Origin of the sequence: Pseudomonas sp. W15Feb9B (genome assembly GCF_000828175.1) — a bacterium.
Taxonomy (GTDB): domain Bacteria; phylum Pseudomonadota; class Gammaproteobacteria; order Pseudomonadales; family Pseudomonadaceae; genus Aquipseudomonas; species Aquipseudomonas parakoreensis.
Genome location: NZ_JTKF01000008.1, coordinates 143,306 through 163,893, shown reverse-complemented (window position 1 = coordinate 163,893; position 20,588 = coordinate 143,306). Strand labels below are relative to the sequence as shown.

10 protein-coding genes are annotated in these 20,588 nt (G+C 60.3%); 4 read left to right on the top strand and 6 right to left on the bottom strand.

All coding sequences use genetic code 11. The features are described 5' to 3' along the window. Positions 1 to 193: 193 nt before the first annotated feature. Positions 194 to 4,147, bottom strand: coding sequence for a trifunctional transcriptional regulator/proline dehydrogenase/L-glutamate gamma-semialdehyde dehydrogenase (putA, locus tag OC71_RS06390; protein WP_041065882.1), 3,954 nt, complete (start codon positions 4,145 to 4,147; stop codon positions 194 to 196). Between the two features lie 457 nt (positions 4,148 to 4,604). Here putA and putP point away from each other — a divergent pair, with 457 nt between their 5' ends. From putP to OC71_RS06370, 4 genes are all read left to right on the top strand, one after another. Next, on the top strand, positions 4,605 to 6,089 hold the full coding sequence (gene putP / locus OC71_RS06385; RefSeq protein ID WP_041065879.1) for a sodium/proline symporter PutP: 1,485 nt from the start codon (positions 4,605 to 4,607) through the stop codon (positions 6,087 to 6,089). Positions 6,090 to 6,438: 349 nt separating this feature from the next. Further along, positions 6,439 to 8,454, top strand: a complete 2,016-nt coding sequence (locus OC71_RS06380) for a type VI secretion system tip protein VgrG (protein ID WP_041065876.1) — start codon at positions 6,439 to 6,441, stop codon at positions 8,452 to 8,454. Further along, positions 8,444 to 9,148 carry a DUF4123 domain-containing protein gene (locus OC71_RS06375; protein ID WP_041065873.1) on the top strand — a complete coding sequence of 235 codons (705 nt, stop codon included), beginning with the start codon at positions 8,444 to 8,446 and terminating at the stop codon, positions 9,146 to 9,148. The genes OC71_RS06380 and OC71_RS06375 overlap by 11 nt, the downstream gene beginning before the upstream one ends. Positions 9,149 to 9,365: 217 nt before the next feature. Then, positions 9,366 to 10,205, top strand: coding sequence for a 23S rRNA (adenine(2030)-N(6))-methyltransferase RlmJ (locus tag OC71_RS06370; RefSeq protein WP_041065871.1), 840 nt, complete (start codon positions 9,366 to 9,368; stop codon positions 10,203 to 10,205). Between the two features lie 124 nt (positions 10,206 to 10,329). Here the strand turns inward: OC71_RS06370 and msrA are convergent, their stop codons facing one another. The 5 genes from msrA to aceE all read right to left on the bottom strand — a co-directional run bounded on the left by msrA (position 10,330) and on the right by aceE (position 20,348). Continuing rightward, complete coding sequence (gene msrA / locus OC71_RS06365) at positions 10,330 to 10,995, bottom strand: peptide-methionine (S)-S-oxide reductase MsrA (protein WP_007967332.1); 666 nt, start codon at positions 10,993 to 10,995, stop codon at positions 10,330 to 10,332. A gap of 127 nt (positions 10,996 to 11,122) precedes the next feature. Beyond that, the gene (locus OC71_RS06360) at positions 11,123 to 13,819 is read right to left on the bottom strand and encodes a bifunctional diguanylate cyclase/phosphodiesterase (protein WP_041065866.1); all 2,697 of its coding nucleotides are present in this window, start codon (positions 13,817 to 13,819) and stop codon (positions 11,123 to 11,125) included. A gap of 252 nt (positions 13,820 to 14,071) precedes the next feature. After that, positions 14,072 to 15,469 carry an alkaline phosphatase D family protein gene (locus tag OC71_RS06355; protein ID WP_041065863.1) on the bottom strand — a complete coding sequence of 466 codons (1,398 nt, stop codon included), beginning with the start codon at positions 15,467 to 15,469 and terminating at the stop codon, positions 14,072 to 14,074. A gap of 275 nt (positions 15,470 to 15,744) precedes the next feature. Next, on the bottom strand, positions 15,745 to 17,691 hold the full coding sequence (gene aceF / locus OC71_RS06350; protein WP_041065862.1) for a dihydrolipoyllysine-residue acetyltransferase: 1,947 nt from the start codon (positions 17,689 to 17,691) through the stop codon (positions 15,745 to 15,747). Positions 17,692 to 17,702: 11 nt separating this feature from the next. Then, positions 17,703 to 20,348: a pyruvate dehydrogenase (acetyl-transferring), homodimeric type gene (aceE, locus tag OC71_RS06345; protein WP_003220999.1), complete on the bottom strand. Its 2,646-nt coding sequence runs from the start codon at positions 20,346 to 20,348 to the stop codon at positions 17,703 to 17,705. Positions 20,349 to 20,588: the final 240 nt, after the last annotated feature.

The window sequence follows — 20,588 nt, the reverse complement described above, 5'->3', positions numbered from 1 at the left end:
TGATGGGCGTGATGTTGGAGCCCCGCAACAACTTTGCAAACACCCCAAAACAACTGTGGGAGCTGGCTTGCCAGCGATGGCGGCGGAGCAATCACCATTAATGGTGGCTGACACATCGCTATCGCTGGCAAGCCAGCTCCCACAGTTTTTTCTGCTGAACCGGGCACCTGTGCAGTACCCGGCTTAACGGTTTTTAACCGATAGTCATCAGGCTCGCATTACCCCCCGCCGCCGCCGTGTTGACGCTCAACGCGCGCTCGATCACTAGGCGCTCCAGCGCGATGTTGCTCTCGCCCTGGGACAGGCCCTGAACGCCAACGATCGCACCGGCCCGCTTGGCAATCTGCTGGCACACGCCACGCAACTGGTCGGAATGACCATGATGCAGCACGGCATCAAACACCACTTCATCCTTGTGCCAGTCGGCAACCCGTTTGATCCGCGCCTGAACGTCCTTCGGCAGGCGTGCGAACAAGGCCTTGCTGATGTCGGATTCCGGCCATACCGCCGAACCGCCGACCGCCAATACCGCCGCCAGTTGGGTCAGAAGATCGCCTTCGACGTCCGCCAGGCACAGCACGTGTTCACGCGGCAGGATCGCGTAGCTGTTTTTCTCGCCGGTCGGGCCGGCCAGCACGCGGGTGATACCGCTTTGCGACTGCGCGGCGTATTGCACGCACAGGGTGCTCAGTTCGGCGTATTGGTTGCTCTCGGCCCAGGCCTTGAAAGCGTTCAGCGGTTTGCTCATGGCCTCACGCAGACGCACGTCCGGGGCGACGAGCGCATCACCGCGAGCGAAGGATTGTTCGATGGCGTCCGTAGGACGCGTCGACAGCAGACGATAGAGGTACAGTGGACCACCGGCTTTCGGGCCCGTACCCGACAGGCCTTCGCCGCCGAATGGCTGCACGCCGACCACGGCACCGACGATGTTGCGGTTGACGTAGACGTTACCGGCGTTGACGTTGTCGATCACCTTGGCGATGGTCTCGTCGATGCGGGTGTGTACGCCGAGGGTCAGGCCATAACCGGAGGCATTGATCTGGCCGATCAACTGGTCGATGTCCTTGCGCTTGTAGCGCACCACGTGCAGCACCGGGCCGAAGATCTCGCGTTGCAGTTCGTCAAAGCTTTCCAGCTCAATCAGGGTCGGCATGACGAAGGTGCCGCGTTTGACTTCTTCGCTGTCGGCGATAGCCACCTGATACACGCTGCGACCTTTATCGCGCATGGCCTGGATGTGCTTGTCGATACCGGCCTTGGCTTCGGCGTCAATCACCGGGCCAATGTCCACGGACAGGCGCTCAGGGTTGCCGAGACGGCTTTCAGCCATCGCGCCTTTGAGCATTTCGATGACGCGGTCGGCGGAATCTTCCTGCAGGCACAGCACGCGCAGGGCCGAGCAACGCTGACCAGCGCTGTCGAAGGCCGAGGACACCACGTCGATCACCACTTGTTCGGTCAGGGCCGAAGAGTCGACGATCATCGCGTTCTGGCCACCGGTTTCGGCGATCAGCGGAATCGGACGGCCCTGGCTGTCGAGGCGACCGGCGATGTTGCGTTGCAGCAGGCGCGCGACTTCGGTGGAGCCGGTGAACATCACGCCTTTGACGCGCTCATCACCGACCAGACCGGCACCAACGGTTTCACCGCGCCCCGGCAGCAGTTGCAGCACGCCTTCGGGAATCCCGGCTTCGAGCAGCAAGCGCACGGCTTGCGCGGCGACCAGCGGCGTCTGCTCGGCCGGTTTGGCCAGTACCGGGTTGCCGGCGGCCAGTGCGGCAGCGACCTGACCGCTGAAGATGGCCAGCGGGAAGTTCCACGGGCTGATGCACACCACCGGGCCCAGTGGGCGGTGGGCGTCATTGCTGAAATCGTTGCGCGCCTGCACCGCGTAATAACGCAGGAAGTCGACCGCTTCACGCACTTCGGCGATGGCGTTGGCGAAGGTCTTGCCGGCTTCACGGGCCAGCAGGCCCATCAGTGGCTGGATCTCGCCTTCCATCAGGTCAGCGGCGCGTTCCAGAATTGCTGCACGCTCGGCTGGCGGGGTGGCCTGCCAGATGGGCGCAGCATTCAGCGCGCACTGGATCGCGTTGTCGACATCTTCGACGGTAGCTTCCTGCACGTGACCGACCACATCACGGTGATCCGCCGGGTTCAGCACTGGCGCCGGGGCTTCGTTGCTGGAAGCGCAACCGAGCATCGGCGCGGCTTTCCAGTTGTTGTGCGCAGTGGCGAGCAGCGCGCAGGACAGCGAGGCCAGACGATGTTCGTTGGCCATGTCGATGCCGGCGGAATTGGCGCGCTCGGCGCCGTACAGGTCACGCGGCAGCGGAATGCGCGGGTGCGGCAGGCCGAAACCACCTTCCACGGTCGCCATCTGCTCGATCTGTGCCACCGGATCGGCCACCAGTTCCTGAATCGAAATCGACTGGTCGGCGATGCGGTTGACGAACGAGGTGTTGGCGCCGTTTTCCAGCAGACGACGCACGAGGTACGCCAGCAGGGTTTCGTGGGTACCGACCGGTGCGTACACGCGGCACGGACGGTTCAGCTTGCCTTCGGACACTTTGCCGACAACCTGCTCGTAGAGCGGTTCGCCCATGCCGTGCAGGCACTGGAATTCGTACTGGCCCGGGTAATAGTTCTGACCGGCAATGTGATAAATGGCCGACAGGGTGTGGGCGTTGTGCGTGGCGAACTGCGGGTAGATGACTTCCGGCACCGACAGCAGTTTGCGCGCGCAGGCGATGTAGGAAACGTCGGTGTACACCTTGCGGGTGTACACCGGATAGCCTTCCAGGCCTTCGACTTGGGCGCGCTTGATTTCGCTGTCCCAGTACGCGCCTTTCACCAGACGGATCATCAGGCGATGACGGCTGCGGCGAGCCAGGTCGATCACGTAGTCGATCACGTACGGGCAACGCTTCTGATACGCCTGAATCACGAAACCGATGCCGTTCCAGCCAGTCAGCTGTGGCTCGAAGCACAGGCGCTCGAGCAGATCCAGCGACAGCTCCAGACGATCAGCCTCTTCGGCGTCGATGTTCAGGCCGATGTCGTATTGCTTGGCCAACAGGGTCAGCGACAGCAGGCGCGGGTACAGCTCGTCCATCACGCGCTCGTATTGCGCACGGCTGTAGCGCGGGTGCAGGGCCGAGAGCTTGATGGAAATGCCCGGGCCTTCATAAATCCCACGACCGTGAGACGCTTTGCCGATCGAGTGGATGGCTTGTTCGTACGACGCCAGGTACTTCTGCGCGTCGTGTTCGGTCAGCGCCGCTTCACCGAGCATGTCGTAGGAATAACGGAAGCCCTTGGCTTCGAACTTGCTCGCGTTGGCCAGTGCTTCGGCGATGGTTTCGCCAGTGACGAACTGCTCGCCCATCAGGCGCATGGCCATGTCGACGCCCTTGCGGATCATCGGCTCGCCGCTCTTGCCGATGATCCGGCTCAGCGACGAAGTCAGGCCGGCTTCGTTGTGGGTCGACACCAGTTTGCCGGTCAGCAGCAGACCCCAGGTCGCGGCGTTGACGAACAGCGATGGGCTGTTGCCCAGGTGCGGCTGCCAGTTGCCGGTGCTGATCTTGTCGCGGATCAGCGCATCGCGAGTGCCTTTGTCCGGGATGCGCAGCAGCGCTTCGGCCAGGCACATCAGGGCCACGCCTTCCTGGGACGACAGGGAAAATTCCTGCAGCAGGCCCTGAACAATGCCTGCACGACCGCCGGCACTTTTCTGGTTACGCAGTTTTTCCGCGATGGTCGCGGCGAGTTTGTTGGTGGCTTCGGCCATCGGAGCCGGCAGGCGCGCCTGCTCGATCAGCATCGGCACCACTTCCGGCTCAGGGCGACGGTAAGCAGCGGTGATCGAGGCGCGCAGTACCGATTGCGGCAGGATGCTTTCAGCGAATTCGAGGAAACACTGGTGCGCGTGATCGGTGTGGACTTCACCGGCGTCGTCGCTGTCCTTGGCGGTCAAACCGTTCAGCTCGGTCAGGGTTGCACCACCCTCGAGTTTTTCCAGGTAATTGAAAATTGCCTGCTTGATCAGCCAGTGCGGTGTGCGATCAATCGAGGTCGCGGCAGCCTTCAGGCGCTCGCGGGTCGGGTCATCGAGTTTGACCCCAAGGGTGGTGGTAGCCATATTTTTATCCTCATGGTTGCCACAGTTGCGTGGCATCAGCTGGCGGCAAGATTAGCCGTGCGCCGAAAGAGGTGCAACCGGGTGCAACCCTTTTTTTGTCGGAAAAATAAACGCTTCGTCAGGAATTATTTTCTGGTACTGACGTGCCGCTCCTGCTTGGTGCTTTTACTTCTAGCGGAGCGCAGTGACTGCGCTAAAAAGGAGCAAAAACCGCGTATTTATCGGTATATCCGACTAGGTGCAACTTAATCGCCAGAAACTGGTTGCACCTTTTTTACTTTGTTGCATAGCATTCGCGCCCAAGGTGCAACCGGGAATACCCGGTGTATCGGCTGGTGGCTTTCCTGGGGAAACATCAGTCCTAAATGCGCGGGATCCCGTTTCGTCTGCCAAACATCGTCGTTTGTGTGCGATTGATCACCGCTGCTACATAAAAACAAAGCCAGGGCGTAACTTAATGAGCGTAAGCAATCCAACACTGATCACGTTCGTGATCTACATCGCAGCAATGGTGCTGATCGGCTTCATGGCCTATCGCTCCACCAACAACCTTTCCGACTACATTCTTGGCGGCCGCAGCCTCGGCAGCGTGGTAACGGCTTTGTCCGCCGGTGCTTCCGACATGAGCGGCTGGTTGCTGATGGGCCTGCCGGGCGCCATCTACATGTCCGGTCTGTCCGAAAGCTGGATCGCCATCGGCCTGATCGTCGGTGCCTACCTGAACTGGCTGTTCGTCGCCGGCCGTCTGCGCGTGCAGACCGAGCACAACGGCGATGCCCTGACCCTGCCGGACTACTTCTCCAGTCGTTTCGAAGACAAAAGTGGCCTGCTGCGCATCATTTCGGCGGTGGTGATTCTGGTGTTCTTCACCATTTACTGCGCTTCCGGCATTGTGGCCGGTGCCCGTCTGTTCGAAAGCACCTTCGGCATGTCCTACGAGACGGCGCTGTGGGCCGGTGCTGCGGCGACAATTGCCTACACCTTCGTCGGCGGTTTCCTCGCGGTGAGCTGGACTGACACCGTGCAAGCCACGCTGATGATCTTCGCTTTGCTGCTGACGCCGATCATCGTGTTGCTGGCCACTGGTGGCGTCGATACCACGTTCCTCGCCATCGAAGCCCAGGATCCAAGCAACTTCGACATGCTCAAGGGCACCACCTTCATCGGCATCATCTCGCTGATGGGCTGGGGTCTGGGTTACTTCGGTCAGCCGCACATCCTCGCGCGTTTCATGGCCGCTGACTCGGTGAAGTCGATTGCCAACGCCCGTCGCATCTCCATGACCTGGATGATCCTGTGCCTGGGCGGCACCGTCGCCGTGGGCTTCTTCGGTATCGCCTACTTCTCGGCGCACCCGGAAGTGGCCGGCCCAGTCACCGAGAACCACGAACGGGTGTTCATCGAACTGGCGAAAATCCTCTTCAACCCGTGGGTGGCCGGTGTCCTGTTGTCGGCGATTCTCGCTGCTGTCATGAGCACCCTGAGCTGCCAGTTGCTGGTGTGCTCGAGCGCCCTGACCGAAGACTTCTACAAAACCTTCCTGCGCAAATCCGCCTCCCAGGTTGAATTGGTCTGGGTGGGCCGCGCGATGGTGTTGCTGGTGGCGTTGATCGCTATCGCCATGGCCGCCAACCCGGAAAACCGCGTGCTGGGCCTGGTGTCCTACGCCTGGGCTGGTTTCGGTGCCGCGTTCGGTCCAGTGGTGCTGATCTCGGTAATCTGGAAAGACATGACCCGCAACGGCGCACTGGCCGGCATCCTGGTCGGCGCCATCACCGTGGTGGTGTGGAAGCATTTCGAGGTGATGGGTCTGTACGAAATCATCCCGGGCTTCATCTTCGCCAGCCTGGCGATCTACATCGTCAGCAAAATGGGCGAGCCAACCAAAGGCATGGTGCAGCGCTTCGAAGCGGCGGAAAAAAATTTCCACCTGAACAAGTGATGCACTGAGCTTCGGCTCACAGAAAAACGGCCCGTTTCCTACAGGAGGCGGGCTGTTTTTTTATGCCTGTGATTTCTCAAGAACTTGGAGAACCCTGTGGGAGCTGGCTTGCCAGCGATGGCGGTGTGTCAGTGAGCGAATAAGTTGGATGTGCCGGCCTCATCGCTGGCAAGCCAGCTCCCACAGGTCCAGTGGTGGTTTTGGGGGATATGTCTGTAGTCGATTGCGCCAATATCCGAAGGCTTTTTCGCCAGAAAAAGTAGGGCAAATCTGATTTTCCCGTCACCCGTCCAACACCCGTTATCCCTCATGCAGAATCGCCCGCCCTCAATCTGCAGAGACACATCGGATGTTCGCGCCTGCCAATCAACCGCGTTTCACGTTGACCCTCGAAGGCGCCCAATTTGATCTCAAAGTCCTTGAGTTCACGGGCAAGGAAGCCATCAGCCAACCCTTTCGTTTCGAGCTGGAACTGGTCAGTGAACGGCCCGATCTGGACCTCGAGAGCCTGCTGCATCGTCAGGCGTTTCTGAGCTTCGATGCAGAAGGTTCCGGTGTCCATGGTCAGATTTATCGAGTCGGGCAGGGTGATTCCGGGAAACGTCTGACGCGCTATCACCTCAGCCTGGTACCGCGTCTGACTTACCTCGGGCATCGCATCAACCAGCGGATTTTTCAGCATCAGACGGTGCCGCAAATCGTGGCGCGGATCCTCAAGGACCACGCGATCCTGCGTGACGCCTTCGAGTTTCGTCTCGGCAGTGATTACCCGGTGCGCGAATATTGCGTGCAGTACGCCGAGAGCGATCTGGCGTTCATTCAGCGCCTGTGTGCCGAGGTCGGCATTCATTACCACTTTCAGCACAGTCCTGAAGGCCATCTGTTGGTGTTCGGCGACGATCAAACGGTGTTTCCGCGCCTGGCCGAGCCCACGCTGTATCTGCCGGGGAGCGGAATGTCGGCTGGTGCACCCGCCATCCAGCGTTTCAATGTCCGGGTAGAAACCCGCACCAGCGTGGTCACCCGGCGCGACTACAACTTTGAAAAACCGCACTTGCAACTGCAAAGCCGCAGCGACAGAGAGCAGCGCCCGGTGCTGGAGGATTATCGTTTTCCCGGCCAGTTCAGCGATCGCGAGACGGGCAAGCATCTGGCGCAGCGTGCGTTGGAAAGGCATGTCGCCGATTACCGTCAGGCCGAGGGCATCAGCGACGTGTCTGCACTGGTTTGCGGACATTTCCTGCAACTGACCGAACACCCGCGCCTGGACTGGAATGATCTGTGGCTGCTCACCGCCATTGAACACCGTGGCCGACAGCCGCAAGTGCTGGAGGAATCGGTGACCAGCGATGGGGAAACATTCCAGGGTTACCGTAATACCTTTCTTGCTACGCCGTGGGAGGTGTTCTTCCGCCCAGCCCTCGGCCCGGAAAAGCCACGAATGCTTGGCTATCAACCTGCCGTCGTCACCGGGCCGCACGACGCGGAAATCCACTGCGACGAGTACGGTCGGGTCAAGGTGCAACTGGCCTGGGATCGCGACGGCGAGCTCAACGAGCATTCCAGTTGCTGGCTGCGTGTGGCAACCGGTTGGGCTCATGACCATTACGGCAGCGTGCTGATCCCGCGAGTCGGCATGGAAGTGCTGGTCGGTTTCATCGACGCCGATGCCGACAAGCCGTTGGTGATGGGGTGCCTGCCGAATGCCGCGACCCCGGTACCGCTGGACCTCCCGGCGGACAAGACCCGCAGCATCTTCCGCAGCCACAGCAGCCCCGGTGGCGGTGGTTACAACGAGCTGCGCATCGAGGACAAAAAGGGCGCCGAAGAAATCTACCTGCGCGCCCAGCGCAACTGGACCCAGCATGTACTGCACGACCAGCAGGTGCAGGTCGACAATCAGCGCAGCATCGTCGTCACCGGCACCGCCAAACATGAGTTGAAGGCCGACGAACAACGCATCACCCACGGCCAGCGTCTGACCGAAGTCAAACAGGACGATCACCTGACGGTGGTCGGCGATCGGCATATTCGGGTGAGCAACCAGGCCACCAGCGCCAGCGCACAAATCCACGTGAGTGCCGGGCAACAAGTGGTGATCGACGGCGGCGCGAGCGCCACGATTCAGGCCGGCGGGCAGTGGATCAACATCGGGCCTGGCGGGATCTTCAGTAGCGTGCCGATTCAAGTCGGTGGCGCGCCGATGGCGGCGATGAGCGCGGCACCCGGTGTGCCGGGGTTGCCAGCGAAACTTGCAGCGGCACCGGCGGCCATGCTCACCGCCGCACAAATCATGAGCTTTAAAGGTGATGCGCCATTCTGCGAAGAGTGCGAGCGCTGCAAGGACGGTGTTTGTGCAGCCTGAGTGCCTGACGCCTTCAGCGTGGCTGGCGCGTGAGCCGCTGAAACCTGCGGAGCAACTGTTCGCGATTTTCAGTAATGCCAGCGACGCCAGGCCTCCGCTGGTCGGACCCCACCCGATCTGGGCGGACACGATCTACGCCGAGTGGGACGAGGTAATGCCCTTTGTAGGAGTTGTCGCGGCGGACAGTGCGTTTCTCGATTGGGTGGCCTCTACCGAGTCTCGCGACTGGGGGTGGTTGGCGGTGTCCTCGGCGAGCCTGGAGGTGGTAGTTGAGCACTTTCGCAGCCTGACTCAAGTGCTGATGCCGGACGGCGCAGCAGTGTTTTTTCGCTTCTGGGATGGGCGTTTTGTGTTGCCGATCCTAAAGTCCGACGAAGTGCAATCTGCGCAGTTGATGCCGGTGATTTCGCGCGGCTTGATCAATGGACAGACCGTGGAGATCGGGGGCAGGGCGCAGGTTTCGGGGCGAGTGTTTCCTTGGTGGAAAGTAACGGGATCGGTCTTGGCCGCAACAGCTGATGACATTCGCATCGGCAATGCTGTGCAGTGGCTGAGCGAGGAGCATCCTGCCTTGTTCGAGGCCTTTCCCGAGCCGGTTTTACGTTGCAAGGTCAGGCGGTTTTTCCGGGTTTCAGCGTCGGAAGAAACGTCGCAATCGGCGTTATTGGACCATTTGCAGGACGAAGCAGGATGAAATTTCCGGGCGAAGTCCAAGGATCAGCGATGTTCGCGTCCTGGGCTTTGATAAAGCTTTCGATGGGTTGTCGAGGCAACTGAACTGTGGCGAGGGGATGAATCCCCTCGCCACAGGTATTGGGCCGGATCTTAAGGTGTAAGAGGGCCGCTCAGCCCCCAACCCCTGACTTGCCGCCCGGTAAAAGGTAAACTTCACGGCCCTCGCAGGAGCAGCCATGAATTATCGTCACGCCTTCCATGCCGGCAATCACGCCGATGTGTTCAAACACCTGACCTTGACCCGCCTCATCGCCCTGATGTCGCGCAAGGAGCAGCCGTTTGCCTATCTCGATACGCACGCCGGTATCGGTCTGTATGACTTGCAGGGCGATCAGGCCAACCGTACCGGCGAGTACCTGGAAGGCATCGCACGTTTGTGGGATCAGCCGGATCTGCCGGCGCTGACCGCCGACTACATGAAGGTGCTGCACGAGATGAACCCGGATGGTCAGTTGCGTTACTACCCGGGGTCACCGGAGCTGGCGCGGCGTCTGACCCGGCCGCAGGATCGGGTGATGCTCAATGAGAAACACCCGCAAGACGGCGTGCAGCTCAAGGAGAACATGGCCGGTGATCGTCGGGTCAAGGTGCATCTGGGCGAGGGCTGGCATGTGGCGCGGGCGATGTTGCCGGTGCAGGAGAAACGCGCGGTGATGTTGATTGATCCGCCGTTCGAACAGCTCGACGAGATGCAAAAGTGTGCGGCGTCGCTGAAAGAAGCGATTGGCCGCATGCGCCAGACCGTTGCGGCGATCTGGTATCCGGTGAAGGATCAGCGTGCGTTGCGCCGTTTCTATCAGGATCTGGCCGGTACCGGTGCGCCGAAGTTGCTGCGCGTGGAACTGTTGGTGCATCCGCTGGATACGCCGAACAGCCTGAACGGCTCCGGTATGGCGATTGCCAATCCGCCGTGGGGGCTGGAGGAAGAATTGCGCGAGTTGCTGCCGTGGTTGTCGAAGAAGCTTGGGCAGACTCAGGGTGGATGGCAGATGGATTGGTTGATTGCTGAAAGCTGATCAACTGTTTTAGCGGTGTCTGAACGGACGCCTTCGCGGGCAAGCCCGCTCCCACAAAGTACTGCGCCATTTTGAAGTCGGCGCTAAACCTGTGGGAGCGGGCTTGCCCGCGATGCTTTGGGGTTTAGTTACCCGCCAGGCTCGGTGGCATGCACACGCCGGTGCCGCCGATCCCGCAATAACCTTCAGGGTTTTTCGCCAGGTATTGCTGGTGATAGGCCTCGGCGAAATACACGGTCGGCGCCTGTTCGATTTCGGTGCTGATGTCGCCCAGTCCGGCCTTCGACAGCTCAGCCTGATACACCGCTTTGCTCTTCAGCGCAGCGTCCAGTTGCTCTGGCGAGGTGGCGTAGATCACCGAACGGTACTGGGTGCCGATGTCGTTGCCCTGACGCATGCCCTGCGTCGGGTTGTGCAGCTCCCAGAACATCGCCAGCAGCTCTTCGTAGCTGACCTTGGCTTTGTCATACACCACCAGCACCACTTCGGCGTGGCCGGTCAGGCCCGAGCAGACTTCTTCGTAAGTCGGGTTCGGCGTGTAGCCACCGGCGTAACCGACCACGGTGCTGACCACGCCTTCGCGCTGCCAGAAACGGCGCTCCGCGCCCCAGAAGCAACCCAGACCGAAGATCGCGAAGTCGACGTCCTGGAAAAACGGGCCGAGCAACGGGGTTTCTTCGAAGACGAAATGCTTTTCAGGCAGGGTCATCGCGGTCTCGCGGCCGGGTAGAGCTTGGTCTTTGGTCGGTAGCACGTTTTTGTTCACCAGAATTTCCGAGCGCAGAACCATGATCGTTCCTCTCAGTCAGGATGGGATGTAAAAAATCAGACCGCCAGTGTGCCGAATGATGCCGGATTTCGCACTATTCAATGTAGGAGCTGCCGCAGGCTGCTCCTATATGAAAGGGCGGCGAGGGCTACAGGCAGAGCGGGCCGCGCGGGTAGCGCTTGAGCGCCTGGATCAGCTCACCACCGGGGATCGGCCGGTCGAACAGGTAGCCCTGGCCGACGTCGCACCGGTGGCGACGCAGGAACGCCAACTGCTCGGCGGTCTCGATGCCTTCGGCCACGACCTTGAGCTTCAGGTTGTGCGCCATGGCGATCACCGCGGAGGTGATTTCCATGTCGTCCTGGTTGTCGGGGATTTCGTGGATGAAGCTGCGATCGATCTTGATGATGTCGATCGGGAATTTCTTCAGGTAACTGAGCGACGAATAACCGGTACCGAAGTCGTCCATGGCCAGGGTCAGGCCCAGGCGCTTGAGCTGATCGAGCTGCAAGTGCGTATCTTCGGTGGCTTCCAGCAGCAAACCTTCGGTCAGCTCCAGTTCGAGCAGACTGGCCGGCAGCGCTTCTTCCTTGAGGATGTTGGCGATGGACGCGACTAGATCCGGGTCGGAGAACTGCTTGGGTGACAGGTTGATCGCCACTTGCAGATTGCCCATGCCTGCGGCAGTCAGCGCTTTGCTCATGCGGCAGGCCTGGCGGGCGATCCACTTGCCGATCGGAATGATCAGGCCGGTTTCTTCAGCAACGCTGATGAACTGATCCGGGCGGATCATCCCGCGCTCCGGATGGTTCCAGCGCAGCAGTGCTTCCATGCCCAGCAGGCGACCGCTGCGCAGGCATAGCTTGGGCTGGTAGAACACGTCAAGCTCGTTCTGGGTCAGGGCGCGGCGCAGGTTGTTCTCGACGAACAGTTTGTAGCTGGCCTCGGCATTCAGCGCTTCGGTGAAGACTTGCACCTGATGCTTGCCGTTGGCCTTGGCTTTGTGCAGAGCGAGGCCGGCGTTGCGCATCAGGGTTTGCGGATCGCGTCCGTGCAGCGGCGCGCAGGCCAGGCCCACGGAGCCGGTGACGCTGATCAACTGGTTGTCGACGAACATCGGTTTGTCGAGGGTCGCCAGCAACTGGTTGGCGATCTGCTGGCCGGTGGCGAGATCCGTGTCGTCGAGCAGTACGGCGAACTCGTTACTGGCGAACCGCGCGAGGCTGCCGCTCGGGCTGAGGCTGTTGCGCAGGCGCCGGGCGAGGCTGATCAACAGTTTGTCGCCGGTCTGGTGACCGAGGCTGTCGTTGATTCGCTTGAAGTTGTCGATGTCCACCAGCAGCAGGCTGATCGGCGTATCGCTATCGCGGGCGAAGCGCTCGTCCAGATTGCGGATAAACGCCGGGCGGTTGCCGAGGTTGGTCAGATTGTCGGTGTACGCCAGACGCTCGATGCGCTGTTGCGCCAGTTTGGTCTGAGTGATGTCTTCGTAGATGCCGATGTAGTGCGTCAGCTCGCGGTTATCGCCATACACCTTGGAGATCGACAACTGGCCCCAATACGGTTCGAGGTTCTTGCGCCGGCTTTTGAATTCGCCCTGCCAGCTGTTGCTCTTGGCCAGCGCCGACGGCGCGTCAAACAGCAGCTCGCTGAGGTTTTCCAGGGCCGGCAGTTCCGACAGGCGCTGGCCGTGGACTTCCTCGGTGGAGTACTGGGTGATCGCGGTGAAACTCGGGTTGACGTACTCGACCACGCCGTCGCAATTGACCAGCAAAAAGGCGTTGGCGCTTTGCTCGACCGCGCGCTGGAACAGGTGCAGGGCGCTGGTGGCGGTGCGGCGGTTGTGGTTGTTGATGACCTGGGCGAACTGATCCGCCAGTTCACCGGCAAAGGCGATTTCATCGGACTGCCAGGCGCGGGTCACGCCGGTCTGCTCCAGACAGAGCACGCCGACCACCTGGCCGTCGACGCGGATGCTGGCGTCGAGCATGGCGTTGACGTCGCGCGGGCGCAGGGCTTCGGCCATCTCGCGGGTGCGCGGGTCGCGCATCGCATTGTGCGCGTCGATGGCGCGGCTGCCGTGCAGCGCTTCCATGTAGTCGGGGAAGCCGCTGATGTCGATCACCTCCGGCAGGAGGTATTCCTGCGTTGCGCGGTGATACGCGGAAATCGGCACCAGCAGATTGCCTTCGAGGTTCCACAGGCTGGCGCAGTCGATTTCATAGATGTCGCAGGCGCAGCGGGTGATCAGTTCGGCGGCTTCCTGCAGCGAGTTGTGGCTGCTGTAGCGCTGGCGGGCAAGCAGCAGAATCAGATCCTGCTGGGCGCGGACCCGATCAAGGTGCTGCAGTTGTTCCTGCTGGGCGCGCTGGTTCAGCTCCAAGGCGATCTGCAGCCGCGAGTTCTGGGTTTCGAGGTCGACGGAGGGCAGCGCTGGTGCTTCGTCGAAGACATCATCGACCGCCAGCAAATAACCGCGCAGCAAGTGCCGATTGTGCTGTTTATAGGCTTCGCCGAGTTCGAGGATGCTCAGCACGCCAGCGGCGGTGTGCAGGGTGTAGCGCACCAGATAATGCGGGCTGTCGCGCAGTTGCTGCTGGATCGCGTCGTGCAACTGATAGCGCGCTTCCGGCTCCATCAGACTGGCGTAGGGCGAGCCGACCAAGGCACACAATTCGACGGCCGGCTGGCCGAACTGGCGTTCGCAGTTGGGATCGAGAAACAGCATCGCCCAGCTCGCTTCATTCAAGCGCTCGAAACGCAGCATGCCGAGCCGCGAGGGCACAGGCAACTGCGTCACTACCTCGGCCGCCATACGGCTGGCGGCATCGGGTTGGCTCTTCATGAAGGAACTCGCTTGGAAATATGCTGAACGCGCGGGCTCTCGCCCTCTTTACTGTTGCCTGCGGCAAGGTTGCATCATTGCGGCACCGACTGACAAGAGAGATGAAGGCCAAGTGCTATAAGAATGTGTCGGCCGCTCGGGGCATTTCTCCAGTGTGTGGTTGAAAAGAGCAAAAGATCGCAGCCTGCGGCAGCTCCTACAAGGGATGCATGCCAATGTAGGAGCTGCCGAAGGCTGCGATCTTTTCAGAATTCAACGCAATTTGATGCTGATCGATTGCAGCTTCTTGCCATCACGATCATGGTAATTGACCAGAATCTGATCAGTCTCGACGACTACATGGGCGAAGTTGTCTTCGCTGACGACCGGGCTGGTCAACTCATGCTGATAATCACCCGTCGCCGTGCGCGCCAGCGGTCGATCGAGGATGAACGTTGACGCCTTGGCATAGGGCAGCAGCTTGCTGTTGTAAAACGGTGAGGAAACGATGGTATGGACTTCGAAGTCCGGGTCTTCGCTGTGGGTCAGGCGCGAAGTCAGCGAGCCGTGCACGTCGCCTGAGACAAACACGACATTGTTGATGCGTCGGGTGCGGATGGTTTCCAGCAGGCGCAGGCGCTGCTCCGGGAAGGCTTTCCAGGCATCGTCGCCGTGCAATTTGCGATCCGGGTAGAACATCACGCTGGTCACGACGAATTTCACCCGCGCCGGGCTGTTGGTCAGCCACTTGAGCAGTGCCTGTTCCTGCGCCTCATCGAGTATGCGGCGATCATCAGCTGACAAGTTGCGGCGGGTGCGGCTGTCGGTCACAAACCATTCGATATCACCGTCACTGAATTGATACCAGTAGTGCTCGAGTTTTGCCCGATTCACCTTTTCGTTAGTTGTAAGTTCATGCGCCGGGCTGTGGCTGACTTGATAGATTTCATAGGCGGCCATGGCGTTGCGATATAGCACTTGATCTGATTGTTCGGCATTCGCCGGCCAATTGTCTTCGATTTCGTGATCGTCCAGGATCATATAAGTCGAAGTGCCGGACATCAAACGCTGAATATTCGGCTGAGAAAATGCCGCACGGTACTTACTGAGGATGTCCTTATATTCACGATCAGGTGCAAACAGATTAAGGTCGTCGACATAAACCTGATCACCCGTCATCAGGGTGGCACTGATCGGCGGCTGCGCACCTTCGATCAATTGGTTGATGGAGGCAAAGATCCGGTCACCCAGATGGGGCAGCACCGGCACCCCCGCCGTCATGCGCAAATAGCGGCAAGAGCCGACGATATAGGCCTTTGGCTGCAGGGCATTGCTTGAGCGGGTGCGCAATCGATAGATTTCCCGCGGCCACTGCAGCGGCAGTTCGGCGACACTGTCCACGGTATGGACCGGATTCATCGGGCTGAACCAGCCGGTCTGGTATTCATATTCGGTGTCACTGCTCAAGTTGTTGAGGGTGAACACTTCGGTCATGTCGCGCAGCGCACTGGGTTCGGCGAAAATACTAGCTGACCACTGTTGTGTTCCAGACTTCCGATAGCGAATGGCGGCAAATACCGGTGCGTTGCCTTGCTTGTCGGCGCGCATGAATATACGCGCGTGATGAGTTGTCGTGTGGCCGATAATCGGGCCAATAGTTGGCTTGAACATATTCGAGTCCGTTCGAGTAAGTTTCGTTTTTTATAAATAACTCGGGAAAAACGTTATTTAATCCGAGGGCAGAGATTAGTTGCCTGTCGGTGAAAAATATCGGGACGAATTCGACTGCAGTCGTAGTTCAAGTAAACCGAACTTGTAGGAAGAGCCGCTGCACTTTTTTCAGGGCAAAAAAAAGCCCCGTCAAACTGACGGGGTTGAGGTACGAGCGTGTGGCGCTCGAAAACGTGGAACGCGATCGGCCCTCCGTTGCCGGAGGGCCGAACGCTTTACAGCAGGATGGTGCGGATGTCGCCCAGCAGGCTGCCCAGACGCTGGGTGAAGCGTGCAGCAGCGGCGCCGTTGATCACACGGTGATCGTAGGACAGCGACAGTGGCAGCATCAGTTTCGGCTGGAAGGCTTTGCCGTCCCAGACTGGCTGGATGGTTGCCTTGGAAACACCGAGGATCGCCACTTCCGGCGCGTTGACGATCGGCGTGAAGCCGGTGCCGCCAATGTGGCCGAGGCTGGAAATGGTGAAGCAGGCGCCTTGCATTTCGTCCGAAGAAAGCTTCTTGGTGCGGGCTTTTTCAGCCAGCGAAGCAGCTTCTGCGGCCAGTTGCAGCAGGCTCTTCTGGTCGACGTTCTTGATGACCGGTACCAGCAGACCATCCGGGGTGTCGACCGCGAAACCGATGTTGACGTACTTCTTGCGAATGATCGCCTTGCCGCTTGGTGCCAGCGAACTGTTGAAGTCCGGCAGCTCCTTGAGCAGGTGCGCGCAGGTCTTGAGCAGCAGCGGCAGGATGGTCAGCTTGACGCCGGCCTTCTCGGCGACGGCTTTTTGCGCAACACGGAAGGCTTCCAGCTCGGTGATGTCCGCCGAGTCGAATTGCGTCACGTGCGGCACGTTCAGCCAGCTGCGGTGCAGGTTGGCGGCGCCGACCTGCATCAGGCGGGTCATCGGCACTTCTTCGATTTCACCGAAGCGGCTGAAGTCCACCACCGGGATCGGCGGGATGCCCGCGCCGCCGGTTGCGCCGCCAGCAGCTGGCGCTTCCTTGGCCTTCTGCATCATCGCCTTGACGTAAACCTGCACGTCTTCCTTGAGGATGCGACCGTGCGGACCGCTGGCGCCAACGGCGCTCAGCTCGACGCCGAACTCACGGGCCAGTTGACGCACGGCCGGGCCGGCGTGAACTTTCGCGCCAGGCTTGGCAGGTGCCGCAGCCGGAGCGGCAGCAGCAGGTGCTGCGGCAGCCGGAGCAGCAGCGGCCGGTGCCGGAGCAGCAGCGGCAGCTGGAGCCGGGGCAGCAGCAGGGGCTGCGCCTTTGACTTTCAGCTTGAGGATCAGGTCGCCGGTACCGACTTCGTCGTCCAGCTTGATGGAAATGCTTTCCACCACGCCAGCGGCAGGCGATGGGATTTCCATGCTTGCCTTGTCGGATTCGAGGGTGATCAGCGACTGGTCGGCTTCAACGCTGTCGCCAGCCTTGACCAACACTTCGATGATCTTGGCCTTGCCGGCCGAACCGATGTCCGGAACGTGGATGTCCTGAACGCTGTCGGCAACCGGTGCAGCTGGCGCGGCGGTCGGTGCTGGAGCAGCGGCAGCGGCCGGAGCAGCAGCCGGGGCCGGAGCGGCCGCAGCCGGGGCCGCAGCGCCCGCCACTTCCAGATCCAGAATCAGGTCGCCAGTGCCGACTTCGTCGTTGAGCTTGACGCTGATGGCCTTGACCACGCCTGCGGCAGGCGACGGGATTTCCATGCTGGCCTTGTCGGATTCCAGGGTGATCAGCGACTGATCAGCCTCGACGGTGTCGCCGACCTTGACCTGGATCTCGATGATCTGGGCCTTGCCCGACGAACCGATGTCCGGCACGTGCACTTGCTGCACCGAAGCGGCAGCCGGGGCAGCGGCTGGCGCGGCAGGAGCGGCAGCAGCCGGTTTTTCTTCGGCTTTGGCCGGTGCAGCGGCAGGCGCAGGAGCCGCTTGCGCGGCGCCCTCGACTTCCAGCTCGAGCAGTTCGTCGCCTTCTTTCAGGCGGTCGCCCAGCTTGACTTTCAGGCTCTTGATGACGCCGGCTTTCGGGGCCGGCACTTCCATGCTGGCCTTGTCCGATTCCAGGGTCAGGATGCTCTGGTCGGCTTCGATGCGGTCGCCGACCTTCACAAACAGTTCAATTACTTCACCTTCACCGCTGCCGATGTCAGGTACGCGAATGAGTTCGCTCACAAAATGTCTCCTCAGCAGTCCAGTGGGTTGCGTTTTTCCGGGTCGATGCCGAACTTGACGATGGCCTCTGCCACGACTTTAGGTTCGATATCACCACGGTCAGCCAGTGCTTCCAGGGCTGCCAACACCACGAAATGACGGTCGACTTCGAAGAAATGACGCAGTTTCTTGCGGCTGTCGCTGCGGCCGAAACCGTCGGTGCCCAGGACTTTGAATTCCTTGGACGGTACCCACTGACGGATCTGCTCGGCGAACAGCTTCATGTAGTCGGTAGAGGCAATGACCGGACCTTTACGGCCGCTCAGGCACTCTTCAACGTAGCTCTGCTTGGGCTTCTGGCCAGGCTTGAGACGGTTGCTGCGCTCTACGGCCAGGCCGTCGCGACGCAGTTCGTTGAAGCTGGTGACGCTCCATACGTCGGCGCCGATGTTGAACTCTTCACGCAGGATCTTCGCCGCTTCACGCACTTCACGCAGGATGGTGCCGGAGCCCATCAGCTGTACGTGATGCGCTGCATCGCGGGTGTCTTCTTCGAGCAGGTACATACCTTTCTTGATGCCTTCTTCGGCACCGGCCGGCATGGCTGGCTGCTGGTACGACTCGTTCATCACGGTGATGTAATAGAAGATGTCCTGTTGCTCTTCGGTCATCTTCTTCATGCCGTCCTGAATGATCACCGCCAGCTCGTAGCCGTAGGTTGGATCGTAGGTGCGGCAGTTCGGGATGGTCGCGGCCAGCAGGTGGCTGTGACCGTCTTCGTGTTGCAGTCCTTCACCGTTCAGGGTGGTACGGCCGGCGGTGCCGCCGATCAGGAAACCACGGGTACGGCTGTCGCCAGCGGCCCAGGCCAGGTCACCGATACGCTGGAAGCCGAACATCGAGTAGAAGATGTAGAACGGCAGCATCGGCTGGTTGTGGCTGGAGTACGAAGTACCGGCAGCGATGAAGGAGCTCATGGCGCCTGCTTCGTTGATGCCTTCTTCAAGGATCTGACCTTTCTGGTCTTCCTTGTAGAACATCACCTGGTCTTTATCGACTGGCTCGTAGAGCTGGCCGACGGAGGAGTAGATGCCCAACTGACGGAACATGCCTTCCATACCGAAGGTACGGGCTTCGTCCGGGATGATCGGCACGATGCGCGGGCCGATTTCCTTGTCCTTGACCAGTTGCGCGAGGATGCGCACGAAGGCCATGGTGGTGGAAATTTCACGGTCGCCCGAGCCGTCGAGGATGGCTTTCAGGGTGTCCAGATCCGGGGTCGGCACGCTGAAGCTCTGCGCGCGGCGCTGCGGTACGAAACCGCCCAGTGCAGCACGGCGCTCGCTCAGGTAGCGGGCTTCGGCGCTGTTTGGCTCTGGCTTGAAGAACGGCAGGTTCTCCAGCTCTTCGTCCTTGACCGGGATGTCGAAGCGGTCGCGGAACAACTTCAGGCTGTCGACGTCGACTTTCTTGGTGTTGTGCGCCGTGTTTTTCGCTTCGCCGGCACCGGTGCCATAACCCTTGATGGTCTTGGCCAGGATGACGGTTGGTTGTTCTTTGTGGTTGACCGCTTCGTGGTACGCCGCATAGACCTTGTACGGGTCGTGGCCGCCGCGGTTGAGTTTCCAGATCTCGTCGTCGGACAGATCGGCAACCATCGCCTTGAGTTCAGGCGTGTTGAAGAAGTGCTCGCGAACGAACGCGCCGTCTTTGGCTTTGTAGTTCTGGTACTCGCCGTCGATGACTTCGTCCATGCGACGTTGCAGGATGCCGTCGACGTCCTTGGCCAGCAGTGGGTCCCAGAAACGGCCCCAGATGACTTTGGTCACGTTCCACTGAGCACCGCGGAACACGCCTTCGAGTTCCTGGATGATCTTGCCGTTGCCGCGAACCGGGCCGTCGAGGCGCTGCAGGTTGCAGTTGATGACGAAGATCAGGTTGTCCAGCTTCTCGCGGCCGGCCAGGGAGATCGCGCCCAGGGATTCCGGCTCGTCACACTCGCCGTCGCCCAGGAAGCACCAGACTTTCTGTTTGCCCGGCTGGATGAAACCGCGGTGTTCCAGGTACTTCATGAAGCGAGCCTGGTAGATCGCCTGGATCGGACCCAGACCCATGGATACGGTCGGGAACTGCCAGAAGTCAGGCATCAGCCAAGGGTGCGGATAGGACGACAGGCCCTGACCGTCGACTTCCTGGCGGAAGTTGTTCATCTGGTCTTCGGTGATGCGGCCTTCCATGAATGCACGGGCGTAAACGCCTGGCGAGGTGTGGCCCTGGAAGTAGATCAGGTCGCCGCCGTGTTCGTCGGTCGGGGCCTGGAAGAAGTAGTTGAAGCCGATGTCATACAGGGTCGCGCTGGAAGCGAAGCTGGAGATGTGACCACCCAGGTCAGAATCTTTCAGGTTCGTACGCATTACCATGGCCATCGCGTTCCAGCGCACCAGCGAGCGAATGCGGCGTTCCATGAACAGGTCGCCAGGCATGCGTGCTTCGTGGGTTACCGGGATGGTGTTGCGGTAAGGCGTGGTGATGGCGTAAGGGAGCTGCGAACCGCTGCGGGTCGCCAGTTCACCCATACGGGTCATCAGATAGTGAGCACGGTCTTCGCCTTCTTTGTCGAGAACCGATTCCAGGGCGTCCAGCCATTCCTGGGTTTCGACGGGATCGAGGTCTTGCATGGCTTGCTCCAGGGCGGAAAGGCTTCCAGAATCGGTTGCCTGAGTTTGCGACTGGCCTTGTGGGCAGACGATTTAAAATTCTTGGATTGCCGACAGGTTGTTCCGGCGGCGTGTAGTTTTACTACAAATCTTTGAGCATTTCAGCCTTTCGCCTGTATAGACGAGTAGTAAAACTACAGAGGAAAGGCTTGTGGCCTCCGACTGCGTTGTGAGAATAATCGTTAAGGTTGGTCGATTACC

Coding starts and splice junctions, on each gene's coding strand:
- aceE (WP_003220999.1), bottom strand. CDS start 20,348: ATGCAAGACCTCGATCCCGTCGAAACCCAGGAATGGCTGGACGCCCTG.
- msrA (WP_007967332.1), bottom strand. CDS start 10,995: ATGGTTCTGCGCTCGGAAATTCTGGTGAACAAAAACGTGCTACCGACC.
- OC71_RS06355 (WP_041065863.1), bottom strand. CDS start 15,469: ATGTTCAAGCCAACTATTGGCCCGATTATCGGCCACACGACAACTCAT.
- putA (WP_041065882.1), bottom strand. CDS start 4,147: ATGGCTACCACCACCCTTGGGGTCAAACTCGATGACCCGACCCGCGAG.
- OC71_RS06360 (WP_041065866.1), bottom strand. CDS start 13,819: ATGAAGAGCCAACCCGATGCCGCCAGCCGTATGGCGGCCGAGGTAGTG.
- putP (WP_041065879.1), top strand. CDS start 4,605: ATGAGCGTAAGCAATCCAACACTGATCACGTTCGTGATCTACATCGCA.
- OC71_RS06370 (WP_041065871.1), top strand. CDS start 9,366: ATGAATTATCGTCACGCCTTCCATGCCGGCAATCACGCCGATGTGTTC.
- OC71_RS06380 (WP_041065876.1), top strand. CDS start 6,439: ATGTTCGCGCCTGCCAATCAACCGCGTTTCACGTTGACCCTCGAAGGC.